This window comes from Alphaproteobacteria bacterium, from assembly GCA_017308135.1.
Classification (GTDB): domain Bacteria; phylum Pseudomonadota; class Alphaproteobacteria; order CACIAM-22H2; family CACIAM-22H2; genus Tagaea.
Genome location: JAFKFM010000007.1, coordinates 194,191 through 209,102 on the forward strand (window position 1 = coordinate 194,191; position 14,912 = coordinate 209,102).

Annotated in this window: 13 protein-coding genes and 1 tRNA gene; 13 read left to right on the forward strand and 1 reads right to left on the reverse strand. The window is 63.9% G+C overall.

Going from position 1 to position 14,912, the window contains the following annotated elements:
• The first annotated feature begins 66 nt into the window (after positions 1–66).
• The 10 genes from J0H39_05390 to J0H39_05435 all read left to right on the forward strand — a co-directional run bounded on the left by J0H39_05390 (position 67) and on the right by J0H39_05435 (position 10,526).
• Positions 67–1,875: an acetolactate synthase 3 large subunit gene (locus tag J0H39_05390; protein MBN9496165.1), complete on the forward strand. Its 1,809-nt coding sequence runs from the start codon at positions 67–69 to the stop codon at positions 1,873–1,875.
• Positions 1,876–1,924: 49 nt separating this feature from the next.
• On the forward strand, positions 1,925–2,437 hold the full coding sequence (gene ilvN, locus J0H39_05395; GenBank protein ID MBN9496166.1) for an acetolactate synthase small subunit: 513 nt from the start codon (positions 1,925–1,927) through the stop codon (positions 2,435–2,437).
• 25 nt (positions 2,438–2,462) lie between these two features.
• The gene (gene ilvC / locus J0H39_05400; protein MBN9496167.1) at positions 2,463–3,482 is read left to right on the forward strand and encodes a ketol-acid reductoisomerase; all 1,020 of its coding nucleotides are present in this window, start codon (positions 2,463–2,465) and stop codon (positions 3,480–3,482) included.
• Between the two features lie 142 nt (positions 3,483–3,624).
• Positions 3,625–4,455, forward strand: coding sequence for a flagellin (locus J0H39_05405; GenBank protein MBN9496168.1), 831 nt, complete (start codon positions 3,625–3,627; stop codon positions 4,453–4,455).
• Positions 4,456–4,842: 387 nt separating this feature from the next.
• On the forward strand, positions 4,843–5,883 hold the full coding sequence (locus tag J0H39_05410) for a rod shape-determining protein (GenBank protein MBN9496169.1): 1,041 nt from the start codon (positions 4,843–4,845) through the stop codon (positions 5,881–5,883).
• A 10-nt stretch (positions 5,884–5,893) separates the two neighbouring features.
• The gene (gene mreC, locus J0H39_05415) at positions 5,894–6,772 is read left to right on the forward strand and encodes a rod shape-determining protein MreC (protein MBN9496170.1); all 879 of its coding nucleotides are present in this window, start codon (positions 5,894–5,896) and stop codon (positions 6,770–6,772) included.
• A 9-nt stretch (positions 6,773–6,781) separates the two neighbouring features.
• Positions 6,782–7,297, forward strand: coding sequence for a rod shape-determining protein MreD (gene mreD / locus J0H39_05420; GenBank protein ID MBN9496171.1), 516 nt, complete (start codon positions 6,782–6,784; stop codon positions 7,295–7,297).
• Positions 7,298–7,316: 19 nt separating this feature from the next.
• Entirely contained in the window at positions 7,317–9,203 is a 1,887-nt protein-coding gene (gene mrdA / locus J0H39_05425) for a penicillin-binding protein 2 (GenBank protein ID MBN9496172.1), read from the forward strand.
• A complete protein-coding gene (gene rodA / locus J0H39_05430; protein ID MBN9496173.1) occupies positions 9,203–10,351 on the forward strand; it encodes a rod shape-determining protein RodA in 1,149 nt (382 codons plus the stop codon). Before mrdA ends, rodA begins: the two co-directional genes overlap by 1 nt.
• Before the next feature lie 99 nt (positions 10,352–10,450).
• A tRNA-Lys gene (locus J0H39_05435) sits at positions 10,451–10,526 on the forward strand.
• Positions 10,527–10,788: 262 nt separating this feature from the next.
• Here the strand turns inward: J0H39_05435 and J0H39_05440 are convergent.
• Positions 10,789–12,339, reverse strand: a complete 1,551-nt coding sequence (locus J0H39_05440; GenBank protein MBN9496174.1) for a 3-oxoacid CoA-transferase — start codon at positions 12,337–12,339, stop codon at positions 10,789–10,791.
• A gap of 269 nt (positions 12,340–12,608) precedes the next feature.
• Here J0H39_05440 and J0H39_05445 point away from each other — a divergent pair, with 269 nt between their 5' ends.
• Genes J0H39_05445 through J0H39_05455 form a run of 3 tightly spaced genes read left to right on the forward strand, consistent with a single transcriptional unit; the run spans position 12,609 to position 14,911 of the window.
• On the forward strand, positions 12,609–13,334 hold the full coding sequence (locus tag J0H39_05445; protein ID MBN9496175.1) for an ABC transporter permease: 726 nt from the start codon (positions 12,609–12,611) through the stop codon (positions 13,332–13,334).
• Positions 13,335–13,369: 35 nt separating this feature from the next.
• Complete coding sequence (locus tag J0H39_05450) at positions 13,370–14,374, forward strand: ABC transporter substrate-binding protein (protein MBN9496176.1); 1,005 nt, start codon at positions 13,370–13,372, stop codon at positions 14,372–14,374.
• 27 nt (positions 14,375–14,401) lie between these two features.
• Complete coding sequence (locus J0H39_05455) at positions 14,402–14,911, forward strand: dehydratase (GenBank protein ID MBN9496177.1); 510 nt, start codon at positions 14,402–14,404, stop codon at positions 14,909–14,911.
• Position 14,912: the final 1 nt, after the last annotated feature.

The window sequence follows — 14,912 nt, forward strand, 5'->3', positions numbered from 1 at the left end:
CGGGCGTAGGTCACCTCCCTATTTTGCGCCGCCTTGCCATACCGCAAGCGTGCAAAGGAGAAGACAATGTCGACCGCCGCCAAATCCCCCACGACCCAGGACACCGCCCAGATGAATGGCGCGGAAATCGTCCTCAAGGCGCTGGTGGAGCAAGGCGTCGAGGTTATCTTCGGCTATCCCGGCGGGGCGGTATTGCCGCTCTACGACGCGATCTTCCTGCAGAACTCGGTCAAGCACATCCTGGTGCGCCAGGAAGGCGGGGCCGTGCATGCCGCCGAAGGCTATGCGCGTTCGACCGGTAAGGTCGGCGTGGTGCTCGTGACCTCTGGTCCCGGTGCGACCAACGCCGTGACCGGCTTGGTCGATGCGTTGATGGATTCGATTCCGATCGTGTGCCTGACCGGCCAGGTGCCGACGCATCTGATCGGCAACGATGCTTTCCAAGAGGCCGACACGACCGGCATCACGCGGCCCGCGACCAAACACAATTACTTGGTCAAGGACATCACCAAGCTCGCGCAGACGGTGCACGAGGCTTTCCATGTCGCGCGCTCGGGCCGTCCCGGCCCGGTGGTGATCGACCTGCCCAAGGACATCCTGATGGGCAAGGGCGAGTACAAGAGTGCCGAAGCCTTCAAGCGCGTTTCGTACACGCCGCGTTTGGATCCGGACCCGAAGGCGATCGCGCAGGCGGTCGATCTGATGCTGTCGGCCAAGCGCCCGATTTTCTACACGGGCGGCGGGGTGATCAATTCGGGCCCGGAAGCCTCGGCGGCGTTGACCAAATTCGTGCGCCAGACGGGCTTCCCGATCACCAACACGCTGATGGGCCTGGGTGCGATGCCCGCCGCCGATCCGCTGTTCCTGGGCATGCTGGGCATGCACGGCACCTACGAAGCCAATCTTTCGATGCATGGCTGCGACGTGATGGTGAATATCGGCGCGCGCTTCGACGACCGCGTCACCGGCCGTTTGAACGCCTTCTCGCCGAATTCGAAGAAGATCCACGCCGATATCGATCCGTCGTCGATCAACAAGAACGTGCGCGTCGAGGTGCCGATCGTCGGCGATGCCGGCCGCATCATCGCGGCCTTGGCCGCCGAATGGGATCGTCGCATCGCCGCGGGCGCCAAGCCCGACAAGAAGGCGCTGGCCGAGTGGTGGGCGCAGATCGAGACGTGGCGCAAGCGCGATTGCCTCGCCTATCGCAAATCCGACACGATCATCAAGCCGCAATACGCGCTGGAACGCTTGCAGGCGATCACCGCCAAGCGCGACGACGTGTTCATCACGACGGAAGTCGGCCAGCACCAGATGTGGGCCGCGCAGTATCTGAAGTTCCAGAAGCCCAATCGCTGGATGACCTCCGGCGGTCTCGGCACGATGGGCTATGGTCTGCCGGCGGCGATGGGCGTGCAGATCGCGCACCCCGATGCGCTGGTCATCGACGTCGCGGGCGAAGCCTCGACGCTGATGAACATTCAGGAGCTTTCGACCATCGCGCAGTACCGTTTGCCCGTGAAGGTGTTCATCCTGAACAACCAATATATGGGCATGGTGCGCCAGTGGCAGGAATTGCTGCACGGCTCGCGCTATTCGGAAAGCTACACCGAATCGTTGCCCGATTTCGTGAAGCTCGCCGAAGCCTTCCATTGCGTGGGCTTGCGCGCGACCAAGACGTCCGAGGTCGACGACACGATCAACGAGATGATCGCGATCAAGAAGCCGGTCATCGTCGATATGTGCGTCGATCAGAAGGAAAACTGCTTCCCGATGATCCCGTCGGGGGCCCCGCATAACGAGATGCTGCTCGGTCCCGACGATACGAACAAAAAGGGCGGTCCGATTTCGGAGGAAGGGATGGTTCTGGTTTGAGGCGAACGCGCTTCATCCGTTAGAACCCTTCCGTCGAAAGAGAATTCCCATGTCGAAAAACGAACCCATCGAACGCCACACCATCGCCGTGCTCGTGGACAACGAGCCCGGGATTTTGGCGCGCGTCGTCGGCCTGTTTTCGGGCCGCGGCTACAACATCGAAAGCCTGACCGTCGCCGAGACGGATGCCGAAGGCCATCGCAGCCGCATCACGATCGTGACGCGCGGCACGCCGATGGTGATCGAGCAGATCAAGGCGCAGCTCGACCGTCTGGTCCCCGTGCATCGCGTCAGCGATCTCACGATGGAAGGTGCGCATGTCGAGCGCGAATTGGCGCTGGTCAAGGTCGTGTCCGCCGGCGAGAAGCGCGTCGAATCCTTGCGCATTGCGGATATTTTCCGCGCCAAGGCGATCGATTCGACGATCGGTTCCTTCACCTTCGAGATCACCGGCTCGGGCGAGAAGATCGACGCCTTCGTCGGACTCATGAAACCGCTGGGGCTGGCCGAAGTGAGCCGCACCGGCGTGGTTGCCATCGCCCGCGGCGAACGCGGGATGTGATTTCCAAACCAAGAGGAAAAAGAAGATGCGCGTTTACTACGATCGCGATGCCGATGCGAACCTGATCAAGGGCAAGAAGGTTGTCGTCGTCGGCTACGGCAGCCAGGGCCACGCCCATGCGCAGAACATGCGCGATTCGGGCGTCAAGGACGTCGCCATCGCGCTGCGCCCGGGCTCGGCCACGATCAAGAAGGCCGAAGCGGCGGGCTTCAAGGTGATGAGCCCGGCCGACGCGGCCAAGTGGGCCGACGTCATGATGATCTGCACGCCGGACGAGCTCCAGGCGCAGCTCTGGAAGGACGATCTCAAGGCCAACATGAAGCAGGGCGCGGCGATCGCTTTCGCCCACGGCCTCAACATCCATTTCAACCTGATCGAACCGCGTCCCGACATCGACGTGTTCATGATCGCGCCCAAGGGCCCCGGCCATACGGTGCGTTCGGAATACCAGAAGGGCGGCGGCGTGCCGTGCCTCGTGGCCGTGCACCAGAACCCGTCGGGCAACGCGCTGGAAATCGCGCTGTCCTACGCGTCGGCCATCGGCGGCGGCCGCTCGGGCGTCATCGAGACGACGTTCAAGGAAGAATGCGAGACCGATCTGTTCGGCGAGCAGGCCGTGCTCTGCGGCGGTCTGTCGGCGCTGATCGTCGCGGGCTACGAGACGCTGGTCGAAGCCGGCTACGCGCCCGAGATGGCGTATTTCGAGTGCTTGCACGAAGTGAAGCTGATCGTCGACCTCATCTATGAGGGCGGCATGGCGAACATGCGCTACTCGATCTCGAACACGGCCGAGTACGGCGACTATACGCGCGGTCCGCGCGTCATCACCGACGAGACGAAGAAGGAGATGAAGCGCATCCTCGACGACATCCAGTCGGGCCGATTCGCCCGCGATTGGGTGCTCGAGAACGCCGCCGGCCAGGCTTCGTTCAAGGCGATGCGCCGCCGTCACGCCGCCCACGACATCGAAAAGGTGGGCGAGCGCCTGCGCGGCATGATGCCGTGGATCGGCAAGAACAAGCTGGTCGACAAGGCCAAGAACTAAGCCTTCCCGCCTTCGGGCGTTGCGCTTGGGGAAACCCCGCCGGTCCGCCGGCGGGGTTTTTTCGTTTCCGATCGCTACTCCAATCTTCGATTGACGCGCATCGAGGGCGATTCCAAGATTTACGCAATGAGAGCGTGTGTTCGTGCCGGAGGTCATTCCGCCCGTGTCGAACTCGATCAACACGAATGTGGGCGCGATGGTCGCGCTGGCGTCGCTGCGTACGACGCAGTCGGCCCTCCACGCGGCGTCCAAGCAGGTGCAGACCGGCTATCGCGTGTCGGACGCGTCAGACGACGCGTCGACTTTTTCGGTCGCGCAAGGCATTCGCGGCAATCTGCAAGCCTTCCAGGCCGTGCAAGGCTCGCTCGCCAACGGCGTGGGGCTCGGCCAAGTCACGATGGCCGCGCTGACCAACATCTCCGACCTTATCGGAAATCTTCAGGCGAAATCGACGCAATATCTCGACGGCTCGATTTCCGCCAACCAGCAGAATATCTACGGGCGCGACGCGATCCAGCTCTACAACCAGATCAGCAATTTCATCTCGCAGGCGAACTACAACGGCGTGAATCTGCTGTCGTCCGGATCGGTCGCCAAAACTTTCCTCGCCGATGTCAGTGCCACCACGCTGCCGATGTCTTCGCAATCCTCGATATCGACGGCGCTGACCACCTATCAGCCCGCGATGCCGACTTTGTTCACGGTGTCGCTCGGCACGCTCGCGACGTTCAAGGAGGCGGTCGACAATGCGCTTGGGCAGGTCGCCGCCGAGACGCGCACGCTCAAACTGCAATCGGGCTTCATCGATTCGGTGATGGACGCGACGACGACCGGACTTGGCGCGGTCGTCGACGCCGATATCGGCAAGGCGGCCGCGTCGGTGCAGGCGCTCCAGGTCCGCCAGCAACTGGGCATCCAATCGCTGTCCATCGCCAACCAGCAACCTTCCGTGCTGCTCGGCCTGTTTCGCTGATCCGCGGGCAGCTTCCCGGCGTGCCGGCCGAGTTTTCGTCCCTCGGTAGGTAAAATTAAGCCTCTGATTCGATTTGGCTATCCGGCTTGCCTAGGCAGTCGCGGGGGCGATCTGGTACCTTGTTCGGATCGCCGCTTTGCCGGGGTTATCCACAGGGCCGGATGGCGGGACAGGGCTTCATCAGGGGTGCAGTCAATGGCGCAAACCCGGGCCGAAATTTTGCCGGTGTCGCCGCCGCGATCGGCCGCTTTCATGCGGCGGCGCAGCGCAGTCGACAAGTCCGGCGCTTTGGGCTTAATTGCGCCGAATTCCGCTTGTATGGAAGGGAGTTAGCGCCGGGCGACCGGACCGCTCCCCAAAGTTTCTTCTGAAAGGCACTTCGTTTCGATGTTCTCGCGACTTCTCGGAATGCTCTCGGCCGATATGGCCATCGATCTCGGCACCGCGAACACGCTTGTGTACGTGAAGGGCCGCGGCATCGTTCTTAACGAGCCGTCGGTCGTCGCGATCGCCGACGTGAAGGGCAAGAAGCAAGTGCTTGCGGTGGGCGACGAAGCCAAGCTGATGCTCGGCCGTACGCCCGGCAACATCACCGCCATTCGTCCGCTGCGCGACGGCGTCATCGCCGACTTCGAAGTCGCGGAGGAGATGATCAAGCACTTCATTCGCAAGGTTCACAACCGCCGCTCCTTCGCGTCGCCGCAGGTGATCGTGTGCGTGCCGTCGGGTTCGACGGCCGTCGAACGCCGCGCGATTCAAGAATCCGCCGAGAGTGCCGGTGCGCGCCGCGTGTTCCTGATCGAAGAACCGATGGCCGCGGCGATCGGCGCCGGCTTGCCGGTGACGGAGCCGACGGGCTCGATGGTCGTCGATATCGGCGGCGGCACCACCGAAGTCGCCGTGTTGTCGCTGGGCGGCATCGTCTATTCGAAATCCGTGCGCGTGGGCGGCGACAAGATGGACGAAGCCATCATCGCCTATATCCGCCGCAACCATAATCTTCTGGTCGGCGAATCCTCGGCCGAGCGCATCAAGAAGGAAATCGGTTCCGCCGCCCCGCCCGAAGAGGGCGAAGGCCGCGTGATGGAGATCAAGGGCCGCGACCTGATGAACGGCGTGCCCAAGGAACTCGCGATTTCCGAACGCCAGATCGCCGAATCGCTGTCGGAGCCCGTCTCCGCGATCGTCGAAGCGGTGAAGGTGGCGCTGGAACACACCGCCCCCGAACTCGCTGCCGACATCGTCGACAAGGGCATCGTGCTGACCGGCGGCGGCGCGTTGCTCGGCAATCTCGATTTCGTGCTGCGTCACGCCACGGGCCTGCCCGTGTCCGTCGCGGACGATCCGCTGTCGTGCGTCGCACTCGGTACGGGCCGCTGCCTGGAAGAGATGAAGACGCTGCGCAACGTTCTGATCACGATGTACTGAGGCTTCGCCGATGGCGCGACCCGGGACCACCATGAAGCTGACGGCACCGCTGAAGGTGCTGCTGCAGCGCATGGCGTTCACCGGGTTGATCGGCGCGTCGGTGGGGCTGCTCGTGCTCGGCAAGGCGGAAGCGCCGGTCGTGGAGCGCGCGCGCATGACGGTCGTCGATGGGGTGGCGCCGATACTCGACGCGATCGGCAAGCCGATCGACACGGCCGCGCGCATGATCGACACGGCGCGCCACTACGCCGACGTGCACGAGGAAAACCGCCGTCTGCGCGAGGAAAATCTCCGCCTGCTGCATTGGCAGCAAGTCGCGCGCAATCTCGAAGCCGAAAACCGCGCGATGCGCGACATGCAGCGCGTGGCGACCGAGCCGGGCCTCACCTTCGTCACCGCGCGCGTGATCGCGGATGCTGGCGGTGCCTTCGTGCGTTCGGTGCTGATCGCGGCGGGAACGCGTGATGGCATCGCGAAGGGCCAGCCGGCGCTGGTGCCCGACGGTCTGGTCGGGCGCGTGGGCGAAACGGGCGAGCGTGCGGCGCGCGTGTTGCTGCTGACCGATTTGAACAGCCATGTGCCCGTGCAGATCGAGGGCACGCGCGATCGCGCGATCATCGACGGCGACAACTCCGATATGCCCAAGCTCACCTTCCTGTCGTCGGGGGCGCGGCCCCAGCTGGGCGATCGCATCGTGACGTCGGGCGATGGCGGCGTGTTCCCGCCGGGCCTGCCGGTGGGCATCGTGGTGCAGACCGGCGAACACGGCGTGCGCGTGCGCCCCTTCGCCGATTTCCATCGCCTGGAGGCGATCCGCATCGTCGATTACGGCCTGGCCGGCACGCTGCCGGTCGCCGCACCGCCGCCGCAGCCCCGGCGCGGGCGTTAGGGCGCGGCGATGGTCGGCGCTGTCTTCGCCCAGCTCGACCGGTCGTTGAAGCTGGCGCTGCCCGTCATCTCGACGGTGCTCGCCGTGCTGCTCTCGGTCGTGCCGTTGCCGATCCCCGAATATTCGATGCTTGCCCCCAATGTCGTGCTGATCTGCGCCTTCTATTGGATCGTGCACCGGCCCGATCTGTTTCCGGCGTGGTGCGCTTTTCTGGTCGGTCTGCTCGACGACGCGTTGTCGGGCGCGCCGCTGGGCCTCAACGCGCTGGTGCTGCTGCTCGTGCACTACGCCATCGTCGCGCAGCACAAATTTTTCCGCGGCAAAGCGTTCTGGCTGATCTGGGCGTCGTTCGCGTTGATCGCGACGGGGGCGGCGATCGTCACCGCGATCGTCGCCTATGCGGCGGCGCATCTCTCGGTCCCGGTCGCGTTGTTCGCGACGCAACTCGCCTTGACCATCGCGATCTATCCGGCGATCGGCGCGGTGCTGGGCCGTGTGCAGCGCCTCTTCCTGACGGCGGGGTGAGGGGACGATGAACCGCCTCATGAACCGCGATCGCGACGCCGCCCGATCCAAGCTGTTCACGCGGCGCTTGGCGCTGCTGGCCGGCGGCAAGATGGCGCTGTTCGGCGTGCTGATCGGGCGCATGTATTATTTGCAGGTCGTCGAAGCGGACAAGTACCGCACGATGGCCGACGACAACCGCATCAATCTGCGCCTGCTCGCCCCGCCGCGCGGGCGCATCGTCGACCGTTACGGCAGGGTCGTCGCGGAGAACCAGCTCAATTACCGCGTCGTCGTCGTCGCCGAGCAGACGGGTTCCGTCGCCGCCACGCTCGACGCGTTGTCCGAAATCGTGCCGATTTCCGAAACCGAGCGCCGGCGCATTTTGCGCGAAGTGTCGCGCAAGCGCCGCTTCCTGCCGGTGACGGTGAAGGACAATCTCGCCTGGGACGATGTCAGCCGCATCGCGGTGAACTCGCCCGATCTGCCCGGCGTATCGATCGATGTGGGCTCGACAAGGCTTTACCCTTTCGGCGACACCACCTCGCATCTGATCGGTTACGTGGCGCCGCCCGCCGAAAGCGATTTGACCGGCGATCCGCTGTTGGAACTTCCCGATTTCCGCATCGGCCGCAACGGCATCGAGCGCGTCTACGATCTCGCGTTGCGCGGGCGTGCCGGCAACACGCAGATCGAAGTCAACGCGCTGGGCCGGCCGATCCGCGAGCTTGCGCGCAACGAAGGCGAGCCGGGGCACGATATCGTGCTCACGCTCGACGCCACGCTGCAGGAATTCACCGCCAAGCGTTTGGCGCAGGAGGAAAGTGCCGCCGCCGTCGTGATGGACGTCACCAACGGCGATGTCCTGGCGATGGTCTCGCACCCGTCCTACGATCCGCACGAATTCGCGCGCGGCATTTCCGGCCCGGCGTGGCGCGCGTTGCTCGCCAATTCGAAAGCGCCGCTCACCAACAAGGCGATCTCCGGCCAATACGCGCCGGGCTCCACCTATAAAATGATGGTGGCGCTGGCGGCGATGGAATCGGGCGTTTCGCCGGATTTCCGGGTCAACTGCCCCGGCCATATGGAATTGGGCGACAATAAATTCCATTGCTGGAAACGCGGCGGCCACGGCCCGCTCGACATGGTCGAAGCGCTGTCGCAATCCTGCGACGTCTATTTCTACGAAATGGGCCGCCGCATAGGGCCCGAGCGTATGGCCGAAATGGCGCGGCGCTTCGGTTTGGGTTCGACGTTGTCGATCGATCTGCCGGGCGAGCGCGGCGGCATCATTCCGACGCGCGCATGGAAACAGGCGCGCACCGGCAAGGGCTGGGCGACCGGCGAATCGCTGGTCGCGTCGATCGGCCAGGGCTACGTTCTGACGACGCCGTTGCAGCTCGCCACGATGACGGCGCGGCTGGTGAACGGTGGCTTCGCGGTGACGCCACATCTTACGCGCGATATCGTGCAGGAACGGCGCTTGGCCGAACGCCCGCAAGGCAATTTTCCGCCGATCGGCGTGCCGCAAGCCAATCTCGCGGTCATGCTGCGCGGTATGCGCGCGGTGATCAACGATCCGCGGGGGACCGCATTCCGCCAGCGCATCGTCGATCAGAACTGGACTTTCGGCGGCAAGACCGGCACCTCGCAGGTGCGCCGCATCACCGAGGAAGAACGCCGCGTGGGCTTGCGCAAACCCGACCAAGTGCCGTGGCGCGAACGCGACCACGCGCTATTCGTCGGCTACGCGCCGCTCGAATCGCCGCGTTACGCGATTTCGGTGATCGTCGAGCATGGCGGCGGCGGCTCGTCGGTCGCGGCGCCGATCGCGAAGGAAGTTCTGAGCGAGGCGATGCGCTTGGAACGCGAGCGCGAGCGCACGCGCCCGCAAGGCCCGGCGCGCATCGCGGAACGGAGCGGCTGATGCCCGCCCATTCCGCCCTCGGCCAATCGAATAAGCGTCTCAGCCTCGGCGAGAAGCTGCGCCAGATCACCTGGGGCTTGGCGCTGACGATCCTTGCGGTCTCGAGCATCGGCTTCGTCATGCTCTATTCGGCCGCCGGCGGCGATTGGGATCCGTGGGCGTCGCGCCAGATCTCGCGCTTCGCGATGGGCTTCGCGATCATGATCGCGGTCGCGACCGTCGATATCCGTTTCTGGATGAAGGCGGCTTATCCGTTCTACGCGCTATCGGTCGTGCTGCTGGTCGCCGTCGATTTGATGGGCGAGGTCGGCATGGGCGCCCAACGCTGGCTCGATCTGGGTTTCGTCCAGATCCAGCCGGCCGAGCTCGCCAAGATTTCGATCGTGCTGGTGATCGCGCGCTATTTCCACGGCATCAATCACGAGCAGATCGGCAATCCGCTCTATCTCGTCTGGCCGATCCTGTTGACGCTGGTGCCGGCCTTCCTGATTTTCAAGCAACCCAAGCTCGGCACCACGCTGGTCGTGCTGACGACGACGGCGATCGTGTTCTTCATGGCGGGCGTCAGGATGTGGAAATTCATCCTGGTCGCGGCCTCGGCGGCGGGGGCCGTCCCGATCGCCTGGAGCCTGCTGCGCGATTATCAGCGCCAGCGCGTGTTGACCTTCCTCAACCCCGAAAGCGATCCGCTGGGGGCGGGGTATCACATCATCCAGTCGAAGATCGCGCTGGGCTCGGGCGGGATTTGGGGCAAGGGGCTGGGCGGGGGCACGCAAAGCCATCTGCAATTCCTGCCCGAGAAGCAGACCGATTTCATCTTCACCATGCTGTCGGAGGAATTCGGTTTCGTCGGCGGGCTGGTGTTGATCGGGCTTTACACCATCATTGTGCTCTACGGCCTCGCCATCGCGTTGCGCGCGCGCAGCCAGTTCGGCCGCTTGGTCGCGGTGGGGCTGCTGTCGGGGATCTATCTCAACGCGCTCATCAACATGGCGATGGTGATGGGGTTGGTGCCCGTGGTGGGCGAGCCGCTGCCGCTCGTCTCCTATGGCGGCACGTCGATGCTGACCTTGCTGTTCGGATTCGGAATCCTGATCGGCGTCTATGTGCATCGCGACGTCGTGGTGCCGCGCCGGGGCGATACGTAAGCCTCTAAAAGCGTTTATCCACAGGGACTTGCCCTATTGCAAACGGGGCTCGACAAAGCCCGGGGGGCTTGCTACACAGCGCGCCTCTCGATGCCGAGAGGGCGATTAGCTCAGTTGGTAGAGCAGCTGACTCTTAATCAGCGGGTCGTAGGTTCGAGCCCTACATCGCCCACCATCGGCCCCGACGAACAAAAGGCCCCGGTTTCCGACCGGGGCTTTTTTGTTTATTCCCTGTTGGTACCGCGTTGGCCGCCGATACGGCCCTTCAGCCGATATCCGACACGCGCAAATTGAATGCGGGCGTTTCGATCGCGACGATGGCAATCCGTTTTGGTCCCAGGCTCCCGCTTTGGTCGGATCGTTTGCCGCTGTGCGATCTGTCGCCTTTTGCCCGCTCAATGGAGTAACCGTTTACATTCTGTAACGATAATCGACGCCTACCGGAAGCGCTCGGCCAGTCCAACCGGCTCCGGACGGAATAGACGCGCGTCCATGACGGCGGGATTCGCCGCGATCTCGATCGGGAACGGGATCGAAGACAAGATGTCCTTCGTCATGTCGATGCCCGGCGCGATCTCGATCAACCGCAGCCCCTTGGCCGTGGTCTCGAACACGGCGCGTTCGGTGACGAAAACGGCTTTGCGGCCTTCCTCCATCGCGAATTCGGCGTTGTAGCAAAGCTGCTCCACGTTCCCGATGAATTTCCGATGCGCGCCTTCGCGCGTAATGCGTAACGTGCCCCGTCCGGTCTCCACCTCGAGCCCGCCCGAGGAGAAGGTGCCGCTGAAGACGACCTTCTTCGCGTTCTGGCTGATATTGATGAACCCGCCGACGCCGACGATCTTCGTGCCGAAGCGGCTGACATTGACGTTGCCGCGCGCGTCGACCTGGGCGAAAGACAGGAATGCGATATCCAACCCGCCGCCGTCGTAGAAGTCGAATTGATACGGTTGATCGACTACCGCGTCGTAGTTCTGCGCGGCGCCCGAGTCGACGCCCGTCAACGGCGCGCCGCCGATGAAGCCCTGCTCGTTGGTGAGGACGAAACGATCGAGGATGTTCTCCTCCGACGCGACGGCGGCGATACCGGTGGAGATGCCGGAGCCCAGATTGCATATCGCGCCGGAAAAGATCTCCATTGCGGCGCGTCTTGCCACGATCTTGCGGACGTCGAACGGCACGCGCTTCAACGCCGTTTGCGGGACCCTGAACTCGCCCGCGTAAGCGGGGCTGTATTCGGTCGCGTATGTCTGTGTTTGATCGGGATCGACGACGACGAAATCGACCAGGATGCCAGGGATTTTCACGGCGCGCGCCGGCAACGTGCCGCGACGCGCGAGACGCTTCACCTGGACGATGACGATGCCGCCCTGGCGTCTCGCCGCCTGGGCGCTCGACAGCATTTCGCCGAGAATGGCTTCGTGCTCCATCGTCACGTTGCCGTCCTCGTCGGCGGTCGTGCCGCGCAGGACGGCGACGTCGATCGCGAACGGTTTGAAGCGCAGATACTCCTTGCCGTCGAGCGTCAGCAATTCGACGAGGTCCTCATTCGCGCTAGGGCTTTGGCGCCCGCCGCCGTGGCGTGGATCGACAAAACTATGCAGCCCCGTGCGCGTCACCAGCCCGGGGCGGCCGGCGGCGATCTCGCGCAGAAGCAACGACAACGCGCCTTGCGGCAAGGTGTAGGATTCGATCGCGTCGTTCTGCGCGAGTTCGATCAGCGGCGGCGAGTCGATCAGGGCGCTGGTCAGGGACCGTTTGAGCATGCCCGGATGGCGAAACCGGGCCGCCCCCTTCGTCCGGCGGTCGCCGATGCCGACGACGTGGATGAGCGTCATGCCGGCGGGCGAGCCGGACTCAAGGTATCGGCGCTCGATCGCTTCCAGCACCATTTCCGGGATGGCGTGTCCGCCGCCCGACCCGCTGACGAGGATGCTTGCCCCGTTGGGAATCAGCGACGCCGCATCGTCCGCCGTTACAATCTTCATTCGAATCCTCCCGGTTCGTCCCGATGCCGCTCGCGCGTGTTGACGGACGCATCAAAATCCTGTAACCGGTTACATATTGTCGCATCCGAAGTCAATTCGGTCGGTTGCCGGCATCGCCGCGTCGAAAAATCGATCGCGGACCGCCAGGGAGGATACGAGTGAGCGGCGTGGCCAACTCCGAGAAGACCGCAGTCCCATCGTTCGTGCCGCGCCGGCGCGGGCCCCTCGCGCGTGCGCTGTTGGCGCTCGGCTGGAGCGTGTTGCCGCCATTGTCGTTCGTCGCGATCGTGTCCGCTTGGTGGGCGGCCGTTCACCAGTTCAAGATTCCCGCTTATCTGTTGCCGGGGCCCGACGCGGTGTTTCGCCGGCTGATCGCCGATGCGCCGATGTTGTGGACGCATTCCCAGGTCACGCTGACCGAGATCGTCGCGGGCTTCGCGTTGACGGTCGTGACCGCCATTCCGGCCGGGCTCGTGATCGCGTTGTCGCGTTTGGCCAAGCAGACGCTTTATCCGCCGATCGTCCTTTTGCAGCTTGTCCCCAAGATCGCGGTCGCGCCGTTGTTCCTGGTCTGGCTGGGCTTCGGAATCGAATCGAAGATTCTGCTGACGACGCTGATGACGTTCTTTCCCTTGTTGATCGCCAGCATCAGCGGCTTCCAGATTCTCGATCAGCGCTACCTGTATCTGACGAAATCGATGGGCGCCACGATCTGGCAGACGTTCCGGTACTTGCGCTTCCCCGCCGCACTTCCGGTGATTTTCGCGGGGTTGAAGACCTCCGCGACGATCGCCGCGACGGCCGCGATCGTTGCCGAGTTCGTCGGCGCGAATCAGGGTTTGGGCTACGTGCTTTTGCGCGGCACCAGTCAGATGGACCTCGAATTGACCTTCGCGGTTCTCGTCGTTCTTACCGTCATCGGAATCATCATCAACTACGCCGTGGAGATCGCGGAGTGGGTGATGACGCCGTGGCAGCGGATCAGCCGCAGCTAAGGCGCGAATCGAATCAAATCGCAAAATAGGGAGGAATGAACATGCGTATCGGACGAATTCTCGCGGCCGCCATCGGGGCGGCGTCGATGGTCCTCGCCGTCGCCGACGCGTCGGCGCAAACGAAGCTGACGTTCCAGCTGAACTGGACGGCGGGCGGCCCCAATGCGGGCTTTGCCGCCGCGGTCGGCGAAGGCTATTACCGGGCGGCCGGGCTCGACGTGACGATCGTACAGGGCAACGGCTCGGGCAACACAGCTCAGCTCGTCGCGAACGGGCGCGCGCAGATCGCTTACGCGGACGCGGTCGCCGTCAGCCAGCTGATCGCGCGCGGCGCCCCCATGACGATCGTTTCGACGGTTTATCAGTCGAATCCGAACGAAGTTTCGGCGCTGAAGAAGGCGAACATCAAGTCGATCAAGGATCTCGCGGGCAAGCGGGTGGGGTTGCCCGCCGGTTCGTCGCAAACGACGATGCTGCCGCTGTTCCTGAAGGCCAACGGCTTGAAGGAAAGCGACATGACGCTGATGAACATGCCGCCGGCGTCGATGGTGCCGGCCTTGCTGCAGGGGCAGGTCGACGCGATCCTGGGTTCGATGGACGCCTATCAGATCCAACTCGAGGCGCAGGGCGCCGAACTCGACAATTATCGGTTCGCCGATTACGGTGTGCCGACGGTCAGCACCTCGATTTTCGCGTCGACCGCGTTCACGCGCGAACAGCCCGACGTGCTGCGCAAGTTCATTGCCGCGAGCCTGAAGGGCTGGGGTTTCGCGATCGACAATCCGGCGCGCACGGTCCAGCATCTGCGCACGGTGTTCCCCGAAGTGAACGAGAAGCTCGCCGCGTCGGAACTGGCAGCGATCGGACCGCTGTTCTGCTCGGGTGACGCGAAATATCTCGGCAAGGCAGAAGACGCGCACTGGACCCGCACGCAGGCGCTGTTGTCCGAAGTGGGCTTGCTGCCGGCCGGGCAGGATCCGAAGAGCTACTACACCAACGCGTTCCTGCCGCCCGACGCGGAAATGCGCGCTTGCAAGTGAACGCCGATACTTGACGGGAGACCCGGCATGACGAGCGAAAGAAGGATCGGATATCGCTACGAGGATCTTCACGTGGGGATGCGGTTCCGCAGTCCCGGACGGACGATCGGCGAAGCGGACCTGATCGGCTTCGCGGGCCTTACGGGCGACTTTTCGGAGTTGCACACAAGCGAGGTCTACGGGCAAGCGAGCCAGTTCGGCCGTCGCGTCGCCCACGGCATGCTGGGTCTTGCCTACGCCCACGGTTTGATGTGGGCCCGGACGGGCGAGTTGCGGGAAACCGCCATCGCCTTTCTGGGAATATCCGACTGGAAGTTCGTCGGCCCGATTTTCATCGGCGACACGATCTTCGTGAATTATCGGATCGTCGAATTGCGCGACAGCAAGTCGCGTCCCACGCAGGCGATCGCGAATTTCGAAGTCGAACTCGTCAACCAAGACGGCGCCATCGTGCAGAAGGGCCATAAGGCGCTTCTGGTGTCGAAAGTGCCGCTCGCCGCCGTCGCGGCGTCGGGCGAGACGAAAGGCGAGGGATAAC

Coding starts and splice junctions, on each gene's coding strand:
- J0H39_05410 (MBN9496169.1), top strand. CDS start 4,843: ATGTTCTCGCGACTTCTCGGAATGCTCTCGGCCGATATGGCCATCGAT.
- rodA (MBN9496173.1), top strand. CDS start 9,203: ATGCCCGCCCATTCCGCCCTCGGCCAATCGAATAAGCGTCTCAGCCTC.
- J0H39_05390 (MBN9496165.1), top strand. CDS start 67: ATGTCGACCGCCGCCAAATCCCCCACGACCCAGGACACCGCCCAGATG.
- J0H39_05440 (MBN9496174.1), bottom strand. CDS start 12,339: ATGAAGATTGTAACGGCGGACGATGCGGCGTCGCTGATTCCCAACGGG.
- J0H39_05455 (MBN9496177.1), top strand. CDS start 14,402: ATGACGAGCGAAAGAAGGATCGGATATCGCTACGAGGATCTTCACGTG.
- J0H39_05450 (MBN9496176.1), top strand. CDS start 13,370: ATGAACATGCGTATCGGACGAATTCTCGCGGCCGCCATCGGGGCGGCG.
- mreC (MBN9496170.1), top strand. CDS start 5,894: ATGGCGCGACCCGGGACCACCATGAAGCTGACGGCACCGCTGAAGGTG.
- mrdA (MBN9496172.1), top strand. CDS start 7,317: ATGAACCGCGATCGCGACGCCGCCCGATCCAAGCTGTTCACGCGGCGC.
- ilvC (MBN9496167.1), top strand. CDS start 2,463: ATGCGCGTTTACTACGATCGCGATGCCGATGCGAACCTGATCAAGGGC.
- mreD (MBN9496171.1), top strand. CDS start 6,782: ATGGTCGGCGCTGTCTTCGCCCAGCTCGACCGGTCGTTGAAGCTGGCG.
- ilvN (MBN9496166.1), top strand. CDS start 1,925: ATGTCGAAAAACGAACCCATCGAACGCCACACCATCGCCGTGCTCGTG.